Genomic DNA, 20,728 nt, shown 5'->3' on the forward strand with positions numbered 1-20,728 from the left:
CCGCATGGTCGAATCCCGCACCACCCCGCAGGCGATGGGGCATCAACCGGGGCGCCTGCCCGCCCTCGCGCACGAAGGCACGGTGCCCCGGCGGGGACTGCGGACGCTGCCGGCACCGCGGGCTTAAGGCTCAGGAACCGCCCATGGCGGCCATGATCTTGGTGACCAGATCGGGCTCACCGAAGATGGTGACCAGGGCCAGGCCCACGACGAAGACCACCGTGGCCACGACCCGGTTGGGCACCCGCAGGCTCGAAAGGCTGCCCTGAATCAAACCGGCAAGGCCGACGATGGTGAGGCCGCCGCCCACCAGGGCGAGAACCAGCTTGAGAAGCAGGGTTCCAAGCTCTCCTCCCATGCCAACTCCACCTCCCACCCTTCCGATGGTAACAGGCGCAGCGACCCGCGACCAGCCAGGCGATGGCACCGCAGCCGGAGGATTGGAACGGGACTCGAAAGGGACTCGAACGGGATTAGATAAGGGATTAGAAAGCGGCCCGCGGGGACGGTTTGCAGCGCGGCCTCGCCGCAAGGGTACCGCTGCGCCGGGCGGGAGACCGCGTTGGCCAGGCTGCTTTATGGCCTGTGCCGGGGGTGGGCCTCGAACCCACACGGGCTTGCGCCCAGCGGATTTTAAGTCCGCCTCGTCTGCCGATTCCGACACCCCGGCCGGAGGCGCAGCGCCCGAGGCGCCGCGCCCATAATTCTAGTGCGCCGCCGCAGGCTCGTCCACCAGCTGGATGACCGTCTCGCCCGGCTGCACCAGCCCCAGGCGTTCCCGGGCCGTCTCGTCCACGTAGGCCGGATCCTGGATCCGCCGGCGGGCCGCCTCCAGCTCGGCCGCCCGGTCCTGCAGGACCTGGACCTGCCGGTCCAGCGCGCGCAGTTCCTGGCGCGCCTGCCAGAGGGCCCACTGCTGAAGGACGAGCCCCGAGAGCAGGTAGGCGGCCACCACCACTGCCGCCAGCCGCCCCAGGCGCAGCCGGAGACGCCGCCGTACGGGACGGCGCCCCGGCCCGGGCACCGGCGCCCCCCGCCCACCGGCCCCGGGCGGCCAACCGGGACCGGCTGCCTGCCCAGGACCGCGGTGGAACCCGGCAACGGCGCGCCCCGCACGGGCACCGCCGCCTCCCGTTACCGGCCGCAGGGGCGTGACGGAAGCCGCCGCGGCCCGGTGTGCCGCCGCCCGGCCCTGCGGGGTGCCCCGGCCGGCGATCCGCGCCCGGCTCGAAGGGTTGGGCGAAGGGCGCCCGGCGCCCGCCAGGACGCTACCGTCCGGACCGGTGCCGGGGCCGCGCCCGCCGCGCTCCGCCCGTAACGCATCCCCGGCGCCGGGAGCCCGGCCGTCACCTTCCCGTCCCGTCCACCCCGGCTCCCCCTGGCGCATCCAGCGAGTTCCCACCGGACGAACCGGCATCCCTGCCCAACCTCCCTGCGTCACCGCGGCCTGTGGCCCTGGCACCGTACCCTCCATCCCCACCCCGCGGACGGCTCGGGGCGGCCCGCCAGGCCACGGCCCCTGGGCGTCTCTGGCTGGCCCTTGCAACCCCTCGGTGCGCCGGCGGTGCCGGCAAGCCGCCATCAGGCGTCCTTTAGCGGATCTCTTCGCCGCCGCCTTCACCGTCCAGCGCTTCCTCGTCGCCTTCGCCGAACAACCGCAGCGGGTCGCCGTCGACGACGATGACCACCTCGTAGCCCTTGCTGCGCGCCCGGTTGTAGAGGGTGGCCACGGTGCCGGGCGCCAGCCCCAGGCGGCGGGCGATGGCCTCGGTGCTGTAGCCCGTCTCCTTCAGGACGACCACCTGGCGCTCGCGAAAGCTCAGGCGCTCGGCCCCGCGAATCTCGATGCGCATGGCCGGCTGGCGACCCCCGATGTCCGCCCTCGAGCGAGGTTATCCACAAATTACACACATACTGTGGACAAACTTTATACAGCAGGTACCGGGTACGGTTCGCCGGGGGAAGGGGGATTCCTGCCGGTCCCCCACCTGGGATCCGCCGCCGGCCGTCACCCCGCCGGGGGCGGGGGTGGCGCGCCCTGGTGGGGCCCGATCAAGGCGGCCAGGACGGCCCGCAGCCGGTTCCACTGCCCGGACAGCCGGCGGCCGGCCGCCGCCCGGTACCGGCGCCAGGGATCGAGAAGGTGGCGTCGCAGGGCGGCCCGGCAGGGGTCGATGAAGTGCCTTTGCACCGGAATGGAGACGGGTGCCAGCAGCCAGCCCAGGGGGATGGTCACCGGCTTGAGCAGCCACCGCACCAGCAGCGCCAGGCTGCGTACCACCCACCGGCAGCCCCGCCCCAGGGCGCCGGCGGCACGCCGGTTCCACCGGATGAACCGGAGGGTGCCCTGGCTGGTGGCCCGGTAGGTCGCTGCCAGGGCGGGATAGAGGAAGGGTGAGCCCAGCCCGGCGTAAACCCCCAGGCCCAGGGCCAGGCCCAGGAAGGTGAAGGTGCGCACCTGGCCCCAGTTGCCCCATCCCCAGGCCAGAAGCACCAGAGGCAGGGCCAGCGCCCAGAAGGCCCCGTCCAGCAGGGCGTCCAGCCAGGGGCGGCGGGGCGGCCGGCCGCCGCCCAGGACGGCACGCAGGGCGCGGCAGGCATCAAAGAGAAAGCCCAGGGTGAGGCCCAGGGCCACGTTGACGGCAAGCATGTACAACTGCACGGTCAGGGGGAACATCGGCCGCCCGCCTCCGGTTCCTGCCGGTGTGGGCCTGCGGGCCCCTTCACTTCAGCAGACGCTCCAGCAGGTTGCGGCGGTCGCGGCGGCGCTGGGTGGAGTCATCGTAGGCCAGCAGGGAAACCCGGCCCGTCATGCGCAGCCGCCCCTCCTCCAGGTTGAGTTCGTGGATGTGCAGCCCCTCGCCCCGGATGGTCAGGCGGCCCATCACCGTTTCCAGCACCACCGTGTGGTCGTCGAAGTTCTCCACCCGCTGGACGCCGTCCAGCTCCAGCCGTTCCCGCCCGGCCAGCGTCAGGGTGTGGCGACCCCGGTTGCCCGGCGCAGCCTGGCCCTCGGCCACGGCCCGGACCTCCTTCCCTACCGCCCTGGCAGGGGGCCTGCCAGGCCCCCGATCCATGGATGTGGCTGGTGCCCTCGCTCATGGATATGCCCGGGGGAAGGGGCTATGTACCGGGCCGGTGTCCCGGCCGTGGCGGACCTCGATGGCCGGTTGCCGGCGGGGCACCCCGGCCCACGGGCAGCGCCGCGGGGATCCGTTAAGGCAACCCCGCGGCCGCCCGCCGCCGGCCGCCGAAAGCACAAGGACCGGCACCCTGGCGGGGGTGCCCGGGGCGGCCCCCCTCCAGGAGGGCCGGACCTGGAAAGCAAAAGGACCGGCACCCGGCTGTCGCCGGTGCCGGTCCTTCTGTGCCCCGCAGGACCCCGCAGGGTCACCCTTGCCGGAGCGGGGCCGGTCTCACTTCACCATGTCCCGCAGCTGCTTGCCGGGCTTGAAGGCCGGCACCTTGGCCGCGGGGATGGTCAGAGTCTGCCCCGTCCGCGGATTGCGGCCCGTGCGGGCCTGGCGCGTACGCACCTCGAAGGTGCCGAAGCCGACCAGGGAGACCTTGTCGCCCCGGGCCAGCGCCTCGCTGATGGACTCCACGAAGGCGTTGACCGCCCGCTCGCTGTCCTTCTTGTTCAAGCCGGTCTTTTCGGCGATGGCGTTCACCAGCTCAGGCTTGTTCACCCACGTTTCCCTCCCCTCGCCTCGCGTCAAATTCCGCTCTTGTGTTCTGCGGACGAGCCCTGAATCCTCCCGCGTTCCCGGTCTTTGGCCGCTTCCCAGAGATGGTCCAGCTCTTCGGGGGACATGTCCTCCAGGCGGCGGCCCTGGTGGGCGGCCTGTTCTTCCATCAGGCGGACCCGCCGGCGGAACTTGCGGACGGCCCCCAGCAGGGCCGCCTCCGGGTACACGCCCCAGTGGCGGCCTGCGTTGACCAGGATGAACAGGACGTCGCCCAGCTCCTCCTCGATGCGCTGCGGGTCGCCGTGGGCGACGGCTTCGTCCAGTTCGGCCAGCTCCTCGTCCAGCTTGGCCCGCGGCCCCTGGGGATCGGGCCAGTCCAGGCCGGAGCGGGCCGCCCGTTCCTGGATCCGGTAAGCCTGGACCAGGGCACTGGGCGGCCAGTCCTCCGCGTCCACCCCGCCGGCCGTCGCCGCCCGGGCACCGGATTGGGACCGGACATCCGGCGGCAGGCCGGGCGCGCCCTGGTCCGCCGCAGCTTCCCTGACCCGGCCGGCTGCCGGGTTGCCCGCAGCCGGGGCACCCGGGCCGGTCCCATACCGGTCGCCGGCACCCCCATGCTCGCCGCTCGCGCCACCGGTCCCGGCCCGTCCCGCCGCAAGCGGGGGCACCGCCGGCGGGGATGGCGCCGGGGTCTTGCCGTCCCCGGAGGCCGGCTCGTCCGCCGGCGAGGGGAGCCCGGGCCGGCCGCCGGCTTCCGCCGCCTTGATGGCGGACCACAGGCGCTGCACGTCGGCAGCACTACGGGCCTCCATCTGGCCGAAGACATGGGGGTGGCGGCGGACCAGCTTGTCCGCCAGCCGGTGACAGACGTCCGCCACGTCGAAGTGACCCGCTTCGGCGGCAATCTGGGCATGGAGCAGCACCTGGAGGAGAAGGTCGCCCAGTTCTTCGGCCAGGTGCTGGGGATCTCCGCGGTCAATGGCTTCCACCACTTCGTACGCCTCTTCCAGGGCGAAGCGGCGCAGGGAGCGGTGGGTCTGGGCGCGGTCCCAGGGGCAGCCGCCCGGTGCCCTCAGGCGGCGGACCAGTTCCACCAGCCTGGCGAATCCGTAGGGGTCCTGCCTGCTGCGATCCACAAAGGTATCCGTCACGATAAACCCCCCGGGCGGGGGTTGGACATGGGCACCGCCTAGTCCTCCATTTGCTTGCGCAGCACCGCCGCCGCCGTCTCGGCCAGCTTGAGCTCCAGGTCCCCCATCTGGGTGCCGGGCTCCTTGGAGGCCAGAATCACCGCCCCGATGACGTCGCCCGTGGCCAGAATGGGCGCGATCACGTAGGCGGAGAACCGCTCGTCGGTCTCGTCGTCGGCCAGGAGGGTGCCGGCGCCGGGGTTCTGGGCCGGGCGGTTGCGCAGGACGGGCTGCCGCTGGGCCATGGCCTCCTCCACCGCACCCCCGATGCGCTTCTCCATGAACTCCTTCCGGGGAGCACCGGCCACGGCGATGATGGCGTCCCGGTCGGCCACCAGGGCGATGTGGTGGACGGCCTCGTGGAGGGAATCGGCCAGTTCCTTGGCAAAATCACCCAACTCGCCAATCGGCGAGTACTTTTTCAGGATCACTTCGCCGTCGCGATCCACGAAGATCTCCAGCGGGTCGCCCTCGCGGATGCGCAGGGTGCGCCGGATCTCCTTGGGGATCACGACCCGGCCCAGGTCGTCGATGCGGCGCACGATGCCCGTCGCCTTCATCCGTCACCCCTCCTCGCCTGGTTCCTCGCGGTGGTGGCGGTCCGTTTCCGGGTTCCGGCCTGGTGTCCCGTCCCGGCCCGGCGCGCTCGCCGGGGGCGGGCGGGTGATCCTTCCGGAATAGCTTTTCGCACGCAGGGGTCCCTTCTCGAGGGACAGCCACCGCGAAGACAGTGTGCCGCCAAAAATTTTCCGTTATTCTGCCGCCGGCTCGTCCACCGGCAGCTCTCCGGCGGGAAGGGGTGTGTGGCGGGCCAGCTCGCGCAGAAAGCGGCGCAGGGCGGTGAGGACCTCGCGCTCGCCCAGGCCGTCGGTGCGGAAGAACGCCGCCGCCCGGCCCCGCACCGGCTGCAGCCGGCGGCCCAGCTGCGGGCGCAGCGCCTCGCACGCCTGGACCACGGCCCCGGCCTGGGGAGCGACGGCTTCCATGTCGATCCGGGTGCCCTGCTGTTCGATGCGGAAGACGCCGCAGCGGGCCGCCAGCTGCCGCACCTCGGCCAGGGCCAGCAGGTTCCGTACCGGTTCCGGCGGCGGGCCGTAGCGGTCCTGCAGCGCCTCCCGCACCTCGGCCAGGTCGGCCGGCGTCTCCGCCAGGTTGACCTTCTTGTAGAACTCGATCTTCTGGCGGGCGTCGCGGATGTAGTTGTCGGGGATGTGGGCATCGACCACCAGGTCGATCACCGGTTTCAGCCGCGCGGGCCGCTGCCGGCCACGCAGCTCGTTGACAGCCTCTTCCAGCAGCTGGGTGTACAGGTCGAAGCCCACCGACAGCATGAAGCCGTGCTGCTCGGCACCCAGCAGGTTGCCGGCGCCGCGGATCTCCAGGTCCCGCAGGGCCAGCTTGAACCCCGCCCCCAGCTCGGTGAAGTCCTTGATCGCCTGCAGGCGCTTCTGGGCGTCTTCCGTCAGCACCTTGTCGCGGCGGTAGGTGAAGTAGGCATAGGCCACCCGGTCGGATCGCCCCACCCGGCCGCGCAGCTGGTAGAGCTGGGCCAGCCCCATCCGGTCGGCGTCCTCCACGATCAGGGTGTTGACGTTGGGAATGTCCAGGCCCGACTCGATGATGGTGGTGCACACCAGCACATCGGCCTTGCCCTCCATGAAGTCGACCATGACCCGTTCCAGCTCGCCCTCGGCCATCTGGCCATGGGCCACGGCGAAGCGGGCCTCGGGCAGCAGGCGCTCCAGACGCCGCCGGACGGCGTGGATGCTCTGGACGCGGTTGTGCACGTAGAACACCTGGCCACCACGGCGCAGCTCCCGCTGGATGGCGTCCCGCACCAGCGACTCGTGCCACTCCACCACGAAGGTCTGGACCGGGAAGCGGTTCTCCGGTGGCGTGTCGATGCGGCTCAGGTCCCGGATTCCCGCCAGGGCCATGTGCAGGGTGCGGGGGATGGGCGTGGCCGACAGGGTCAGCACGTCCACGTTCTGCTTCAGCTGCTTGAGCCGCTCCTTGTGAGCCACGCCGAAGCGGTGTTCCTCGTCGATGATCAACAGACCCAGGTCCTTGAAGCGCACGTCGGGCTGGACCAGCCGGTGGGTGCCGATGACGATGTCCACCGTGCCCTGGGCCAGGCCCGTCAGGATCTCCGCCTGCTCCGCCGGCGAGGCAAAGCGGCTCAGGGTGCGGATGGTGACGGGAAAGGGCGCGAAGCGCTCCTTGAACGTCCGCTCGTGCTGGTACGCCAGCACGGTGGTGGGCACCAGCACCGCCACCTGCTTGCCGTCCTGGACCGCTTTGAAGGCCGCCCGCATGGCCACCTCGGTCTTGCCGAAGCCCACGTCGCCCACCAGCAACCGGTCCATGGGGACCGGCCGCTCCATGTCGGCCTTGATGGCGGCGATGGCCGCCAGCTGGTCCGGCGTCTCCTGGTAGGGAAAGGCGTCTTCAAACTGGCGCTGCCAGGGGGTGTCGGGGCTGAAGGCGTGACCGCGGACCGACTGGCGGGCGGCGTACAAGGCCAGCAGCTCCCCGGCCATCTCCCGCACCGATTCCTTGACGCGCTGCTTGACCTTGTTCCACTCGCCGGAACCCAGCCGGGCCAGCCGCGGCTGGTGACCCTCGGCGCCCACGTACTTCTGCACCAGCTCGATCTGGTCGGTGGGCACGTAGAGCCGGTCGCCGCCGGCGTACTGCAGGGTCAGGTAGTCGCGGTGCACGCCCTGGATCTCCATGGTGCGCAGGCCGAGGAACCGGCCGATGCCGTGGTGGACGTGGACCACGTAGTCGCCGGGCTTGAGGTCCACCAGCCGTTCCAGGGCCTGGGCTTCTGCCCGGTCGGCGGCCACGGTGGGGCTGCGCCGCCGGGCCACCCGGCGGCCCAATACCTCCCGCTCCGTCAGGACGACCCAGCGCAGGGCGGGCACCTCAAAGCCTTCGCTCAGGGCGGCCGGAGCCACCAGCACTTCCCCGGGGGCGGGCAGGGTCAGGCGCTCCACCTGGCGAGCCGCCACGTCGGCGTCGAGCAGGGCCTGGCGCAACCGGCCGGCCCGGTCGCCGTCGCCGGCCACCAGCAGCACCCGGTATTGCTGGCGCTGCCAGGTGCGCACCTCTTCCTCGAACAGGTCCCACTGCCCGTGGAACATCGGGGCAGGCCGCGCCGTCACGGGATATACCTGCCGCGGCTCCGGCCCCTGGCCCGGCGCCCGGGCCAGCACCGACAGGTACAGCACGGGCCGGGAAGCCAGGGCGCCCCAGAGGGCCGGTTCGTCCAGGTAGAGGGCGGCCTGGGCGGGCAGGATCTCGCCCCGGGAGAGAAGGTCGGCCTGGCGCTCCTGCCACTGGCGCTCCCGATCGGCCACCGCCTCCTCCAGGGACCGGGGCTCCACCCAGACGGCCAGGGCGGGCCCCGGGGCATAGTCCAGCAGGGTGGCCATCTCCGGCTCGAAGAAGGGCAGGTAGTGCTCCGCCAGCTCGATGGAGCGCTCGGCCTCCAGCCGGACCAGGTCCTGCTCCAGCCGGTCCAGCAGCTGGCGGGCGGCGCCCCCCCTGCGGTGGCGCGTCTGGTCCCGCAGGGAGTCCAGCTCGGCGGCCAGGGCGGCGAGTCCCCGCCGCCAGGAAGCCTCGTCCAGCACCAGTTCCCGGGCGGGGGCCAGGCGCACCCGCTCCAGGGTGCCCGTCGACCGCTGGGTACCGGGGTCGAACCGGCGCAGGGAGTCGATCTCGTCGCCAAAGAACTCGATGCGCACGGGCTCACCGGCCGGTGGGTAGACGTCCACGATCCCGCCGCGAACGGCCAGCTCGCCGGGACGGTCAACCTGCTCGGCCCGCTGGTAGCCGGCGGCCACCAGGCGAGTCAGGAGGTCGTCCCGGTCCATGACCTGCCCCGGTTCCAGCTCGATCAGCCCCGCCGCCCAGCGCTCCGGATGGGGCAGCCGGCGGGCAACAGCGGCTACCGGGGCCACCACCAGGCAGGGGCCCTGGCGCAGCCGGGCCAGCGCCTCCAGCCGCAGGGCCATAAGCTCGGGGCTGGCGGCCAGCACCTCGAAGGGCAGGACTTCGATGGCGGGGAAGACCACCACCCGCTCCGCAGGCACCCAGGCGCGCAGGTCGGCAGCCAGGGCGTCGGCCGCCCCCTGCTCTGCGGTAAGGATGAACAAGGTCCGGCCCGTGGCGGCCGCGAGGGCAGCCAGCAGGCTGGCCGCGGCCGGCCCGCCCAGGCCGTACACCGCCTGGGCGGGCAGTTCCCGGCGCACCCCTCCGGCCAGGGAGGGGAACTCCGGCAGCTGCTGCCACAGGCGCAGCAGGTCTTCCGTCAGGTCCTGGGCTGGCAGGGTGGTCATTCTTCCCCTTCGCCTCCACCGCCGGTGCCGGCGCCCTGGGTGCCTGAGGGCCAGGGAGTGGGCCCGTTGTAACGGGACATCGCCCGTTCCAGGCCCGTGGCCAGCACCGCCAGGACGGCCTCCGCGGCCCGCTGGACGGCCGCGGCCATCAGAGGTTGCTCCGCCGGAGCAAAGGGAGCCAGCACGTAGTCCGCGGCGTCCACGCCCGCGGGCGGGCGCCCGATGCCCACCCGCAGGCGCGGGAAATCGTCCCGGCCCAGGCTGGCGATGATGGAAGCGACCCCGCGGTGGCCGCCGGCGCTGCCCCGCGGCCGCAAGCGCAGGTGGCCGGGCGGCAGGTCCAGGTCGTCGTAGATCACCAGGACCTCCCCCGGCGGGACGCGCAGGTTGCGGCAGGCCTGCGCCACGGCCTCGCCGCTGAGATTCATGTAGGTCTGGGGTTTGAGCAACACCACGGGCTGGCCGCGCCACGTCCCCTCCGCCCAGAGGGAGCGGAAGCCCCGACGCCAGCCGGCCGTGCGCAGCCGCCGGGCCAGGGCATCGACCACGGCAAAGCCCACGTTGTGCCGGGTTCCCTCGTACTCGGGACCCGGGTTGCCAAGCCCGACGATGATCCGGGGCACAGGCCCCGCCTCCGTCCTCGCCGGCGGGGGCGAGGGCGCCGGGCCGGTGGGGTGGGCGAGCGGCTCGCCCGGTTCGACCCGGCGGGCCGCCGCCCCCTGCCGCGAGGCCGGCTCCCGGGGTCCGGGTACCGGGCCGCCGCGTCACCGCCCGGCCCTGCCCCCGGCCACCGCCACCGGCGTCACGCCTCGCCCTTCTCGCCCTTCTCGTCCGTGGCTGCACCCGCAGCGGCCTCAGCAGCCGGCTGCGCTTCCTCCTCCGCGCCCACGTCCTTCGGCGGCAGCAGCACCGCCACGATCTCGTCCGGATCGTTCAGCACCCGGACCTGGGCCGGCACCTCCAGATCACGCACCCGCAGCTCCTCGCCCACCGGCAGCCGGGCCACGTCCCCCTCCACGGCCGCCGGCATGTGGCGCGGCAGGCTTTCGATCTCCAGCTCGGCCAGCTGGTGCTGCAGGATGCCCCGCTTCTCGGCCTCTTCCACACCCCGCAGGACGATGGGCACCTCGGCCCGGACGGGTTCGTCCTCCCGCACCTCGAAGAGGTCCACGTGGAGCAGGTCGCCCCGGGCGGGGTGGTACTGCAGTTCCTTCACCATGGCGCTGAGGGAGCGGGTCGACCCGTCCTGCACCAGCTCGACGGTCAGGATACCCCGCGCCCGGCCCGACGCCAGCAAGCGGTGGAACTCCCGGGCATCGAGGCGCACGGGAAAGTTGCCGCTGGGCCCGTACAGAACCGCCGGGAGACCGCCCTCGCGGCGTACCCGCCGCGCGTGGCCCGGCTCCCGCGGCACCGCACGCAAGACGGCCTGCACCAGGACATCCCTCCCGACTCCAGGATCGGTGAGCCTTCACAAGCCGGCGCTAGTTTAGCCCCGAAACGCCGGCGGTGTCAAAGGGCGCCCTGGACGGCCGCAGCCCCGGCCTGCCGAAGCCGTTTCAGTTGAAGAGCCGGCTGACGGACAGGTCCTCGTGGATGCGGACGATGGCCTCCCCCAGCAGGGGCGCCACCGACAGCACCTTGACCCGCGCCTTCTCCGCCCCGGGCGGCAGCGGAATGGTGTCCGTCACCACGATCTCCTCGATGGGCGCCTCCGCCAGCTTTTGCAAGGCGTTGCCCGAAAATACGGCGTGGGTGCAGCAGGCGTACACGGCCCGGGCGCCCAGGGCGATGAGCGCCTCCGCCCCGTGCCGGATGGTACCCCCCGAGTCGATGATGTCGTCGATCATGATGGCCGTGCGGCCCTCCACCTCGCCCACCACCGACATCACTTCGGCCACACCCGGTTCGGGCCGGCGCTTGTCGATGATGGCGATGGGGACCCCGAGCCGGTCGGCCAGCTCCCGGGCCCGGCTCACCCCGCCGTGGTCCGGGGACACCACCACCGGCTTCTCCAGCTTCTTGCCAGCGAAGTACTCCGCCAGGAGGGGCACCGCCGTCAGGTGGTCCACCGGCACGTCGAAGAAGCCCTGGATCTGGCCGGCATGGAGGTCCATGGTGACGACCCGGTCCGCCCCGGCCACCGTCAGCAGGTTGGCCACCAGCTTGGCCGTGATGGGCTCCCGGGGCCGGGTCTTCCGGTCCTGGCGGGCGTATCCGTAGAAGGGCACCACCGCATTGACCCGCCAGGCGGAGGCGCGCTTGAGGGCATCCAGAAGGACCAGCAGCTCCATCAGCGTGTCGTTGGGCGGGTGGCAGGTGGGCTGGATCACGAACACGTCGGCCCCGCGCACGCTCTCGTTGACGGAAACCCGCACCTCGCCGTTGGCGAAGCGGCCCAGTTCCAGGTCCCCCAGGGGAACGCCGATGTGCTGGGCGATGGCTCGTGCCAGCGCCGGATTGGCACTGCCCGCGAAGAGTTTCAGCCGCCCACTATCGTACGCCATCGCCGTTCCTCCCCCGGGCCCGCTGGCGCCAGCGGGCCGCCCATCCTTCCTTGTTGACCTGGCGCTCCCGGGCGATGGCCAGGGCGCCGGGCGGAACGTCCTGATTGACGGTCGAACCGGCGGCCACGTACGCTCCCTGGCCGACCCGCACCGGCGCCACCAGGTTGGCGTTGCAACCGATGAAGGCCTCGTCCTCGATGATGGTGCGGTGCTTGCGGAAACCGTCGTAGTTGACCGTCACGGTGCCGGCGCCGATGTTGACGCCGGCGCCCACCTGGGCATCGCCCAGATAGGAGTGGTGGTTCACCTTGGACCCGGGGCCCACCTCCGCGTTCTTCAGCTCGGCGAAGTTGCCGATGTGGACGCCGGGGGCGAGGCGGCAGCCTGGCCGCAGGTGGCTGAAGGGGCCCACCCGGCAGCCGTCACCCAGCTGGCTGTCTTCCACCACCGAATACCAGACCTGCACCTGGTTGCCCAGGACGCTGCCCGTGATGTGGGCACCGGGGCCCAGGCGGCAGCCCTCCCCGATGCGAGAGCCGGCCGCCACCACCGTGTTGGGGAAGATCACCGTGTCCCGCCCGATCTCCACGTCGTCATCGATCCAGGCGCTGGCCGGGTCGATCAGGGTCACGCCCGCCGCCATCCACCGCCTGCGGATGCGGTCGCGCAGGATGGCTTCCGCCCGGGCCAGCGCCTCCCGGTCGTTGACCCCTTCCACCTGCCGGGGATCGGGGGCGGTGACGGTGTGGACCGCCAGACCCTGCTGGTGAAGCAGCGCCACCACGTCCACCAGGTAGTACTCCCCCTGGGCGTTGGCCGGCGTGAGGCGGCGGAGGGCGTCGAACAGGGGCTCCCGCCGGAAGCAGGCCATGCCGGTATTGACCTCCCGGATGGCCCCCTGGGCCGGGGTCGCATCGGCCTCTTCCACGATGCGCACCACCCGGCCCGCCTCATCCCGGACGATCCGGCCGTAGCCCGTCGGGTCGTCCAGCTGCGCGGTGAGGAGGGTGGCCGCCGCACCCGACCGGCGGTGGGCGTCGATCAACTGGCGCAGCAGATCGGCCTCCAGCAGGGGCGTATCCCCATAGAGGACCAGGACGTCCTGCGCCCCGGCCACGGCCGCTTCCGCCTGCAGCACCGCGTGCCCCGTGCCGAGGGGCTGGTGCTGCCAGGCATACACCACCCGTTCCCCCAGCAGGGCCTGCACCTGCTCGCCCTGGTGGCCCACCACCACCACCACCCGGCCGGCGCCGGCCCCTTCGGCCGCCCGCACCACGTGCTCCACCATGGGCCGCCCGGCCACCGGGTGGAGCACCTTGGCCCGGTTCGACCGCATGCGCTTGCCCAGCCCCGCGGCCAGGATCACGGCGTGGAGCGGATGATCCAACGAGGTAACCTCCCCGTGGGCACAGGCCTGCACCCCGGACCGACGCCGCGCCGCATGGCGCGACCGCCCGGGGTGCCGGGGTGCCCATCCTTTCCCATCCCGGTTTCAGGGCCTCGCCGGACCCCTGCTGGGACCTGCAGGGTCCGGGACGGCACCAGTCGGGGCCGTCCGGCCCCGCGGGGACCCGCAGGCCCCCTTGCCTGCGGCCTCCTCAGCGGCCGGCGCTTTCCGCGCCCACCTGCCACGGCCGCCACCGCACCACGCGGGTCCGGGCCACCGTGTCGTGCCAGGGCGGGCCGGCGGGCCTCTGCCCGATCCCCAGGGCCGGCCACCAGCCCGCGCCGGCCAGGACGGTGCCCGCCATCCGGGCCAGGAAGCGGACCAGCGCCCGCCGCCAGCCGGGGCACTGGCCTCGGGCCTCCACCACCCGCAGGCCCAATGCCAGCTTGCCCAGGGTGGTCCCCCAGTAGCCCTCGCCGGCAGCAAAGTAGGCGGCGGCGGCCGCCAGGACCGCGGTGCCGGCCAGCGCCAGAGCGGCCGTGCCGCCGGTCCAGGCCTCGGCCACCTCCAGGACGGTCAGGCCCAGGAGGTTGCCGGCCGCCGACAGCAGCACCAGGTCGATCAAACCCGCCGCCCAGCGCAACCCCAGGGGTGCCGGTTCGGCCCCAGTCCCGCGCCGCAAGGGGATCAACCCTGCAGCTCGGTCAGGACCTTGCGGATGGCCTCCTGGTCGGGCAGCACCTTGGGGTCGTCGGTGACCCAGCGGTAGCGGATGACCCCGTCCTTATCGATGACGAAGGCCGCCCGCTTGGCCACGCCGCGCAGGTTCATCAGCTCGTCGTAGTACACGTCGTACGCCCGGGACACTTCCTTGTTGAAGTCCGAGAGCAGGGGGAAGTCGAACTTCTGCTGCTCGGCCCATGCCCGCAGGGTGAAGGGGCTGTCCACGCTGATGCCCAGCACCTGGGCATCGAGACCGCTGAACTGCTCGCTGTAGGTGTCCCGCAGGGCACACATCTCCTGGGTGCACACCGAGCTGAAGGCGAAGGGGAAGAAGTACAGCACCACGTTCTTCTTGCCGCGGAACTGCCCCAGGGAGATGGTGTCTTCCGGGCCGGTCGCCGGCAGCCGGAAGTCCGGAGCCTTGTCCCCCACCTGAGCCGCCATGGTCATCCCTCCTGTCGGCTGGCAGGCCGCCACCGCCTTACCGGCCGGCCGCGCCGCGGTCCCGCCCGGCGCGGTCCCACCCGGCGCGGTGGCACCCCACTCCTCCTGTATCAGATTCGGGATGCCCGGGTAAAGGGTCAAGCTGTGGCCCGTCCCGGTCCCACCCCGGCCGCCGGCCCGGGTCGCAGCCGGGGCCGGTCGAGGGCTCGGCAGCCCGCCCGCCGTGCCGCCCCACCGGCCCCGGACAGCCGCCCCGCCTGTCCCGCCCCGGCGCCGCCACCGGTACCTGCGGCGCCGGGCAGGGCTAGCCCGCCTGCTCGGCTGCCATCCCGCCCACCTGCTGGCGGTAGGCCGCCAGCACCGCCTGCTGGATGCGGTCCCTCGCATCGGCGGTGATGGGGTGGGCGATGTCGAAGTACTCGCCGCTGGCCGCCCGCTTGGACGGGAAGGCCACGAACATGCGCCCCTCGGACCCCTCGACCACCTTCAGCTCGTGGACCACGAACTGGCCGCCGAAGACGACGGAGGCAAAGGCCCGCATCCGGCCCGCACCCTTGACCGGCCGGATCCGCACCTCCGAGATGTCCATGGCGTCACCCCCCTTCTGCGGGGAGGATTCGCCGCCATGAACCCATTTCCTTCCATTGTCTGATCCAGATTTTGGACTTGCTTGGGTCCGGATAGCCCTCATCGCCGCCGCAGGCCCGCAGCCCCGCCGGCCCTCGCCGGCTCCACCTCCAGGCCCTGCAGGGTGTAGCCGTGATCCGCCAGGGCCCAGCGGATGGCGTCCACGTGGGCCGTGTCCCGGGTCTCGATGATCAGCTCCACCTCGGCCTCACCCAGCGCGACCTCGTGACGCAACCGGTCATGGTAGACGGCCAGGATGTTGCCGCCCTGGTCGGCGATCACCTTGAGCAGGGCCTGCAGCGATCCCGGCCGGTCGGCCACCAGGGTGCGAATGCGGATCAGGCGCCCGTCTTCCAGCAGCCCGCGCTCGATGATCCGGGCCAGCAGGTTGACGTCGATGTTGCCGCCGCTCACCACCACGGCCACCCGGCCGGCCTGCGGGACCTTGCCGGAGAGCAGGGCGGCCAGGGCCGCCGCGCCCGCCCCCTCGACCACCAGCTTGGCCCGTTCCAGCAGGAGCAGGATGGCGCGGGCGATCTCCTCCTCGGAGACGGTGACCATGCCGTCCACGTAACGGCGGATCAGCCGGAAGGTCATCTCCCGCGGCGTCTTGACCGCCAGGCCGTCGGCGATGGTGCGAGCCCGCTCCACCGGCTCAAGGCGCCCCGTGACGTAGGCACGGGCCAGGGCAGGCGCCTCCTGGGGCTGCACTCCCACCACCCGCACCCCCGGCCGCTGCGCCTTCAGGGCGATGGCGATCCCGGCGATCAGCCCGCCGCCGCCCACCGGCACCACCACCGTGTCCACGTCGGGCAGGTCCTCCAGGATCTCCAGCCCGACCGTGCCCTGCCCGGCCACCACCAGCGGGTCGTCGAAGGCGTGGATGAAGGTGAGGCCGCGTTCTTCGGCCAGGCGGCAAGCTAGGTCGTAGGCGCCGTCATAGCCTTCGCCGTGCAGGATCACCTCGGCCCCGTAACCCCGGGTGGCCACCACCTTGGTGGTGGGAGCCGTCTCGGGCATCACCACGGTGACGGGGATTCCCAGGCGGGAACCTGCCAGGGCCACCCCCTGGGCGTGGTTGCCCGCCGAGGCGCAGATCACCCCCCGGGCTCGGGCCGCCGGATCCAGCCGGGACAGGCGGTTGAAGGCTCCCCGGACCTTGAACGAGCCCGTCTTCTGCAAATTCTCCAGCTTCAGGAAGACGTCGGCCCCCGCCAGCTCGGAAAAGGCCGCCGAACCCAGCAGGGGCGTGCGATGGACGAACCCGGCGATGGTCCGGGCCGCCTCCTGGACGGCCGCAAGATCGACGGCGGAAGCGGTGCCGGCAGGGACGCCGGCGCCGGCCCCCGGGGCGGTCCCCGCCGCAGCCCCCGCGGCCGCCGGACCGCCCGGCCCGGCCGGTCCCCCGCGGCCGACCCCCACGCCGGTCCGGGCCGGGCCGGGTTCCTCCGCCGCCCTCGTACGCCCTTCCGTCATTGCGCTGCGCCTCCCGTTCGTCAGTGCGCCTCGCGCGGCACTTGCGACGCGCCTCATGCGCTGCGCCACGCGGCGGGCGCCGGCGGCCGCGGACCGCCGGCCTGCCACGGCAGTCCCCCCGGGCCGCCCGCCTGCACCGCCAGCCTCCGCGGCGGGCCGCCCGCCGGCCGCCCTGCTGCCGCTGGTCAAGGCCGCTGCCCGCTAGCGCCCGCGTCCTAACGACCCAGGCTGGGCCGGACCCGCACCTGGCGGCGCACGGTATCCACGCCCTCCAGCACGGCCACGGCGAAATAGTCCTCCACCAGCTTACGGGCCGGCTCGGCGGTGGCAATCATCACGCCCAGGCCGGCCACCCGGGCCCCCACCTCGCGCATCAGGTCCATCATGCCGCGGGCGGTGCCGCCGCCTTTCATGAAGTCGTCCACCAGCAGCACCCGCGCCCCCTGGGGCACGGCCCGGCGCGGCACCGACATGGTGGCGATCCGCTGGGACGAACCGGACACGTAGGTGATGCTCACCGACGGCCCCTCGGTGACCCGGCTGTCCCGCCGCAGCAGCACCAGCGGCCGCCCCAGGGCCCGGGCGGTCATCAGGCCCAGGGGGATGCCCTTGGTCTCCACCGTGGCCACCAGGTCGGGCTCCTCCCCGCGGAAGCGGGTCGCGAAGAGCGCCCCCAGCCGCTCGGCCCACGTGGGCGAGAAGAGCAGGTCCGTCATGTAGACGAACCCGCCGGGCAGGATGCGCTGGGGGTCGCGCAGCTGGGCGGCCAGTTCCTCCGCCAGTTGCCAGGCCGCTGCCTCCGTGACCCGCGGCTCGTAGGTGACGCCGCCGGCCACGCCGGGGTAGGTGCGAATGGTGCCCAGTCCCTCCTGGTCCAGCACGGCCTTGACCAGGGACAGGTCGTCGCTGATGGTCGACTTGGCCGTGGCGAACCGCTCGGCGAACTGGCTGAGGGACCACAGATGGCCGGGCCTGTCGGCCAGGAGCTTCACCAGAGCGGCAATCCGCTCGCTGCGCTTGAGCTTAGCCAAGGCGGGGCCCTCCTCCGGGCGGTACCGGGACGGTCGCGCAGCCGGCTCCCGTGCCATCCCCGGCGGCCGTCTCCCGCTCCGGGGACGAACCGGCCGCAGCCTGCAGTCGTGCCTCGGCCTGGCGATAGTCGGCGACCTTGTCCACGTCCATGGCCAGCTCCGGATCGGTCACCTCGACGGCGTGGGCGCGCAGGCCGGCCAGCCGGCCCAGCCGGAGCTCCAGCTCGGCCACCGTGGCCCGGCGGGTCGCCACCCGCACCAGGACCGCCGGGCCGAACATCATGGCCAGCTTGAGGGGCTGCTTCCGCGCAGCGTAAAGCGCCTCGGCCCACCGCAGGGCCTGCGGGGCGGCGGCCAGCCGCAGGTACAGGGCGTTGCCGCCGGTGAACTCGCCGTCGCGCAACCGGACGTAGGTACGGGCCGCACCGGGGAAACGCCGCTCCATGTTCTGGCGCCGGGCGATGGGATAGCCCACGTCGGCCCCGGCCGGGATGGCGGCCAGAAAGCGCTCCAGCACGGCGCCGTCGACCAGCGGCACGTCGCCGGTGACCAGCAGGACCCCGGTGGCCCCCGGCAGGGCCGCCTTGAGGCCCTCGAGCCCCTGCCGGACGCTGCCCAGCAGGTCGTCACCGGGCGGCACCACGCTGAACCGCCCTTCCTGCCGGGCGCGGGCCAGCACCGTCCCGGCGTCGCCGGGGTCGGGACCGGCCAGTACCACGTGCTGCAGGGAAGGCGCCTGGAGGCAGGCCTCCACCACCCAGGCCACCATGGGCCGTCCGGCCAGGGGGACCAGCGCCTCCCACTCCGCGCCGCTCACCTGGCGCAGGGCTCCGGTGTTGCGGCGCCCCGCCAGGATGACGGCTCCCGTCACACCGTCCACGCCAGCTTCCTCCTCGCTTCCTCCCGGCTCCGGCAGGCCCTAAAGGGTGCGGGCCAGCCGGGCGCCGGGGTAGCAGCGCCTCAACCGCCGCCAGGCTTTTTGGGCCGCCTCCCCATGGGGGAAGATCCCCCAAACCACGGGACCGCTGCCGCTCATCCGCGCCACCACGGCTCCTTCGCGCCGCATGCGCTCCAGCGCTTCGGCCACCTCGGGGAAGGCCGCCGCCACCACGGCTTCGAAGTCGTTCCGCACCAGACGAGCGAGGCTGTGCAGGTCCCGCCGCGCCACCGCCCGGGCCACGGCGCCACCGTCGGCGAAGGCCTCCCCGGCCTGCCCTTCTCCGCACCGCCGGTCCCATTCGCCGTATGCCCAGGCCGTGGATACCGGCCGCGGCAGGGGCACCAGGACCAGGGCCAGACCGGGCCAGGAGGGCAGCACCTGGATCCGCTCCCCCTTCCCCCGGACCCGGGCCGCCCGCCCGCCCAGCAGGAAGGGGACGTCCGCCCCCAGCCGGTCCCCCAGGCGCCGCAGGGTGGCACCATCCACAGCCAGCCTCCACAGCCGGCGCAGCCCCCGCAGCACCGCCGCCGCATCGGCACTGCCACCGCCCAGCCCGGCTCCCGCGGCCACCCGCTTGACCAGCCGGATGTCGACGCCGGCCGCCACGTCCAGCGCCTGCTGCAGCAGGCGCGCCGCCCGCCAGGCCAGGTTGTCCGGCCCCGAGGGGACCGGCGGGGCGAGGGGTGCGCCCAGGGCATCGCCTCGGCCCGGCATCGCCCCGGGGAGTGCCTCCCCCCCGGGCATGACCGCAGCTGGACCGGAGGGGACCCACCGGGCCGGCGCCGGTTCCGGCCCCGCCTCCGCGCCGGCTTCCGGCTCCGCCGGGCCGCCGCCCGGTGCGGCCCCGGCCGGTTCGACCGCCAGGCGAACGGCGCCGTCGCCACGCCAGCGCAGTTCCAGGTCGTCGCGCCAGCTGATCCGGTGCAGCACCGAGTCGATCTCGTGATAACCGTCAGGGCGGCGCGGCCCGATGCGCAGGTGCAGGTTGATCTTGGCGTAGGCCCGCACCCGCACCACCGCCGGCGCCGGCCAGCGGTCCTGCAACGCCCGGCTCCCTCCCCCGTCGTTGCCCCGCCGCCAGGGGCTCCCGTGGAGCACCAACCGTCAGGGCATACCTTCGGCACAAACCCATGAGCACTTCGTCCTGAAGGGCGCAGCTCCTGTTCCCCCGCCTACGGGACGCGTTCCTCCCGGCGCCGGCGGGTGCCGGCGGGCGTCGGCGACCGTGCGCTGGAGCGGCCGTGCGCTGCAAACGAAAAAGAGCACCGCGCCTGCGGTGCTCCCGCCCCTGCGCCTTTTCGGCCCCACCGGCCGGCGGAGACGCCGTCAACTGGCCGATGAGGCCGAAAAGTTCAGCTTCTTGCGCTCGTTGCCGTTGTACACGCTGACCTCTACCATGGCGGTCAGCAGGTCGGCATAGGTATACGACAGCCTGCGGTTCTGGTACTCCTCGTCCAGCTTGATGACGAACAGGTTGGGATAGGTCTTCTCCAGGGTGCCTTCCCGTTCGACGATGCGCCGGCGCCCCTTGTTGGCGCGGATGCGGACCCGCTTGCCCACGTAGTTCTCCAGGTCTCGCCGGATCTCGGCGAGCACGTTCCGCGACTCGCCCACAGGAACACCCCTTTTGCCCCGCAAGCTCAAGCCCCATTATACTGCATTCACCCGGGCGAGTCAAAAGCGGTAGTCTACCAGAGGCCTTTTTCGAGTGTCAAGCGAGAATTGTCGGTGAGCCCAACCGCCGCTCCGCGACCGCCGCCCCACCGCGTGGAGGGGGCTTTCCAGGGACCCGCAGTGCGCGTGCCGCACCCCAGGGGCGCGGCACGCCGGCAGGCCGGTGTCACTTGGTGTAGCGGTCGGCCACCGAGGAGGCCGCGTAGGAGTCGGGCTTGATCTTGGCGTCAAAGCCGCTGCCGACCACCATGCCGACGATCTCCCGGATCAGGTCCCGGGTCTCGCCCTGCATGCCCACGTCCAGGTGGATCTCCACGTTGGGCAGCCGCCCGCCCCTCTGGGCCAGCCGCTCCGCCAGGCGGGTGGCCAGGGACAGGCTCAGGCTCGCCTCGTAGAAGATCTTCTGCCGCAGGCTGGTGATCTTCCGCTGCTTGCGCACCTGGTAGAAGTACCGCGCGCCCTTCCCCAGCCGGTGGATCACTACGGCCGTGACGAACTGGGTCTGCTGCCGGACCTGGGAGTCGGTGCCGATGATCAGCTTGTACTGGGCATCGGGTTCGGCACGGATGTAGTCCAGGATCTCGGCACACAGGCCGTCGAAGGAGAGGGCACCGCGGGTTGGGCTGATGAAGGGTGTCTGCACGGCCATTTCCCCCCGGCCGGAAGCCCACTGCGAGCCGCTGCAAGGATTGCCGCT

At 72.7% G+C, this 20,728-nt stretch carries 22 protein-coding genes and 1 tRNA gene; all 23 read right to left on the reverse strand.

Annotated features, from left to right (window positions below; genetic code table 11):
• Positions 1-130: 130 nt before the first annotated feature.
• A complete protein-coding gene (locus THESUDRAFT_RS00230) occupies positions 131-358 on the reverse strand; it encodes a hypothetical protein (protein WP_006902689.1) in 228 nt (75 codons plus the stop codon).
• A gap of 228 nt (positions 359-586) precedes the next feature.
• Positions 587-670, reverse strand: a tRNA-Leu gene (locus tag THESUDRAFT_RS00235).
• Positions 671-706: 36 nt separating this feature from the next.
• Entirely contained in the window at positions 707-1,024 is a 318-nt protein-coding gene (locus tag THESUDRAFT_RS13640) for an FtsB family cell division protein (protein WP_169328688.1), read from the reverse strand.
• Between the two features lie 568 nt (positions 1,025-1,592).
• Positions 1,593-1,853, reverse strand: a complete 261-nt coding sequence (locus THESUDRAFT_RS00245) for a sigma factor-like helix-turn-helix DNA-binding protein (RefSeq protein WP_006902692.1) — start codon at positions 1,851-1,853, stop codon at positions 1,593-1,595.
• A 155-nt stretch (positions 1,854-2,008) separates the two neighbouring features.
• A complete protein-coding gene (gene yabQ / locus THESUDRAFT_RS00250) occupies positions 2,009-2,677 on the reverse strand; it encodes a spore cortex biosynthesis protein YabQ (protein WP_006902694.1) in 669 nt (222 codons plus the stop codon).
• Between the two features lie 46 nt (positions 2,678-2,723).
• Positions 2,724-3,020 (reverse strand): sporulation protein YabP, encoded by a 297-nt coding sequence (gene yabP, locus THESUDRAFT_RS00255; RefSeq protein ID WP_006902695.1) that lies wholly within the window; start codon positions 3,018-3,020, stop codon positions 2,724-2,726.
• 396 nt (positions 3,021-3,416) lie between these two features.
• Positions 3,417-3,689: an HU family DNA-binding protein gene (locus tag THESUDRAFT_RS00260; RefSeq protein WP_006902696.1), complete on the reverse strand. Its 273-nt coding sequence runs from the start codon at positions 3,687-3,689 to the stop codon at positions 3,417-3,419.
• 26 nt (positions 3,690-3,715) lie between these two features.
• Entirely contained in the window at positions 3,716-4,840 is a 1,125-nt protein-coding gene (gene mazG, locus THESUDRAFT_RS00265; protein ID WP_006902697.1) for a nucleoside triphosphate pyrophosphohydrolase, read from the reverse strand.
• A 38-nt stretch (positions 4,841-4,878) separates the two neighbouring features.
• Positions 4,879-5,439, reverse strand: a complete 561-nt coding sequence (spoVT, locus tag THESUDRAFT_RS00270) for a stage V sporulation protein T (RefSeq protein WP_006902698.1) — start codon at positions 5,437-5,439, stop codon at positions 4,879-4,881.
• A gap of 192 nt (positions 5,440-5,631) precedes the next feature.
• The gene (gene mfd / locus THESUDRAFT_RS00275) at positions 5,632-9,222 is read right to left on the reverse strand and encodes a transcription-repair coupling factor (protein ID WP_006902699.1); all 3,591 of its coding nucleotides are present in this window, start codon (positions 9,220-9,222) and stop codon (positions 5,632-5,634) included.
• On the reverse strand, positions 9,219-9,845 hold the full coding sequence (gene pth, locus THESUDRAFT_RS00280) for an aminoacyl-tRNA hydrolase (protein WP_006902700.1): 627 nt from the start codon (positions 9,843-9,845) through the stop codon (positions 9,219-9,221). The genes mfd and pth overlap by 4 nt, the downstream gene beginning before the upstream one ends.
• A gap of 179 nt (positions 9,846-10,024) precedes the next feature.
• Positions 10,025-10,657 (reverse strand): 50S ribosomal protein L25, encoded by a 633-nt coding sequence (locus tag THESUDRAFT_RS00285; protein ID WP_006902701.1) that lies wholly within the window; start codon positions 10,655-10,657, stop codon positions 10,025-10,027.
• 124 nt (positions 10,658-10,781) lie between these two features.
• Positions 10,782-11,729 (reverse strand): ribose-phosphate diphosphokinase, encoded by a 948-nt coding sequence (locus THESUDRAFT_RS00290; RefSeq protein WP_006902702.1) that lies wholly within the window; start codon positions 11,727-11,729, stop codon positions 10,782-10,784.
• Entirely contained in the window at positions 11,716-13,116 is a 1,401-nt protein-coding gene (glmU, locus tag THESUDRAFT_RS00295; RefSeq protein WP_006902703.1) for a bifunctional UDP-N-acetylglucosamine diphosphorylase/glucosamine-1-phosphate N-acetyltransferase GlmU, read from the reverse strand. Before glmU ends, THESUDRAFT_RS00290 begins: the two co-directional genes overlap by 14 nt.
• A gap of 211 nt (positions 13,117-13,327) precedes the next feature.
• Entirely contained in the window at positions 13,328-13,798 is a 471-nt protein-coding gene (locus THESUDRAFT_RS00300) for an RDD family protein (RefSeq protein ID WP_156821662.1), read from the reverse strand.
• A gap of 5 nt (positions 13,799-13,803) precedes the next feature.
• The gene (locus tag THESUDRAFT_RS00305) at positions 13,804-14,283 is read right to left on the reverse strand and encodes a peroxiredoxin (RefSeq protein ID WP_006902705.1); all 480 of its coding nucleotides are present in this window, start codon (positions 14,281-14,283) and stop codon (positions 13,804-13,806) included.
• 304 nt (positions 14,284-14,587) lie between these two features.
• Positions 14,588-14,872 carry a SpoVG family protein gene (locus THESUDRAFT_RS00310; protein ID WP_006902706.1) on the reverse strand — a complete coding sequence of 95 codons (285 nt, stop codon included), beginning with the start codon at positions 14,870-14,872 and terminating at the stop codon, positions 14,588-14,590.
• 98 nt (positions 14,873-14,970) lie between these two features.
• The gene (ilvA, locus tag THESUDRAFT_RS00315) at positions 14,971-16,386 is read right to left on the reverse strand and encodes a threonine ammonia-lyase (RefSeq protein ID WP_006902707.1); all 1,416 of its coding nucleotides are present in this window, start codon (positions 16,384-16,386) and stop codon (positions 14,971-14,973) included.
• A gap of 215 nt (positions 16,387-16,601) precedes the next feature.
• The gene (gene purR, locus THESUDRAFT_RS00320) at positions 16,602-17,417 is read right to left on the reverse strand and encodes a pur operon repressor (protein ID WP_006902708.1); all 816 of its coding nucleotides are present in this window, start codon (positions 17,415-17,417) and stop codon (positions 16,602-16,604) included.
• Positions 17,410-18,297: an NTP transferase domain-containing protein gene (locus THESUDRAFT_RS00325; RefSeq protein WP_006902709.1), complete on the reverse strand. Its 888-nt coding sequence runs from the start codon at positions 18,295-18,297 to the stop codon at positions 17,410-17,412. Before THESUDRAFT_RS00325 ends, purR begins: the two co-directional genes overlap by 8 nt.
• Positions 18,298-18,336: 39 nt before the next feature.
• Entirely contained in the window at positions 18,337-19,401 is a 1,065-nt protein-coding gene (gene ispE, locus THESUDRAFT_RS00330) for a 4-(cytidine 5'-diphospho)-2-C-methyl-D-erythritol kinase (RefSeq protein WP_006902710.1), read from the reverse strand.
• Between the two features lie 282 nt (positions 19,402-19,683).
• A complete protein-coding gene (locus THESUDRAFT_RS00335; RefSeq protein WP_006902711.1) occupies positions 19,684-19,971 on the reverse strand; it encodes a Veg family protein in 288 nt (95 codons plus the stop codon).
• A gap of 226 nt (positions 19,972-20,197) precedes the next feature.
• The gene (locus THESUDRAFT_RS00340; RefSeq protein WP_006902712.1) at positions 20,198-20,674 is read right to left on the reverse strand and encodes a ribonuclease H-like YkuK family protein; all 477 of its coding nucleotides are present in this window, start codon (positions 20,672-20,674) and stop codon (positions 20,198-20,200) included.
• Positions 20,675-20,728: the final 54 nt, after the last annotated feature.

It is taken from the genome of Thermaerobacter subterraneus DSM 13965 (assembly GCF_000183545.2).
In the GTDB taxonomy this organism is placed as follows: Bacteria; Bacillota; Sulfobacillia; order Thermaerobacterales; family Thermaerobacteraceae; genus Thermaerobacter; species Thermaerobacter subterraneus.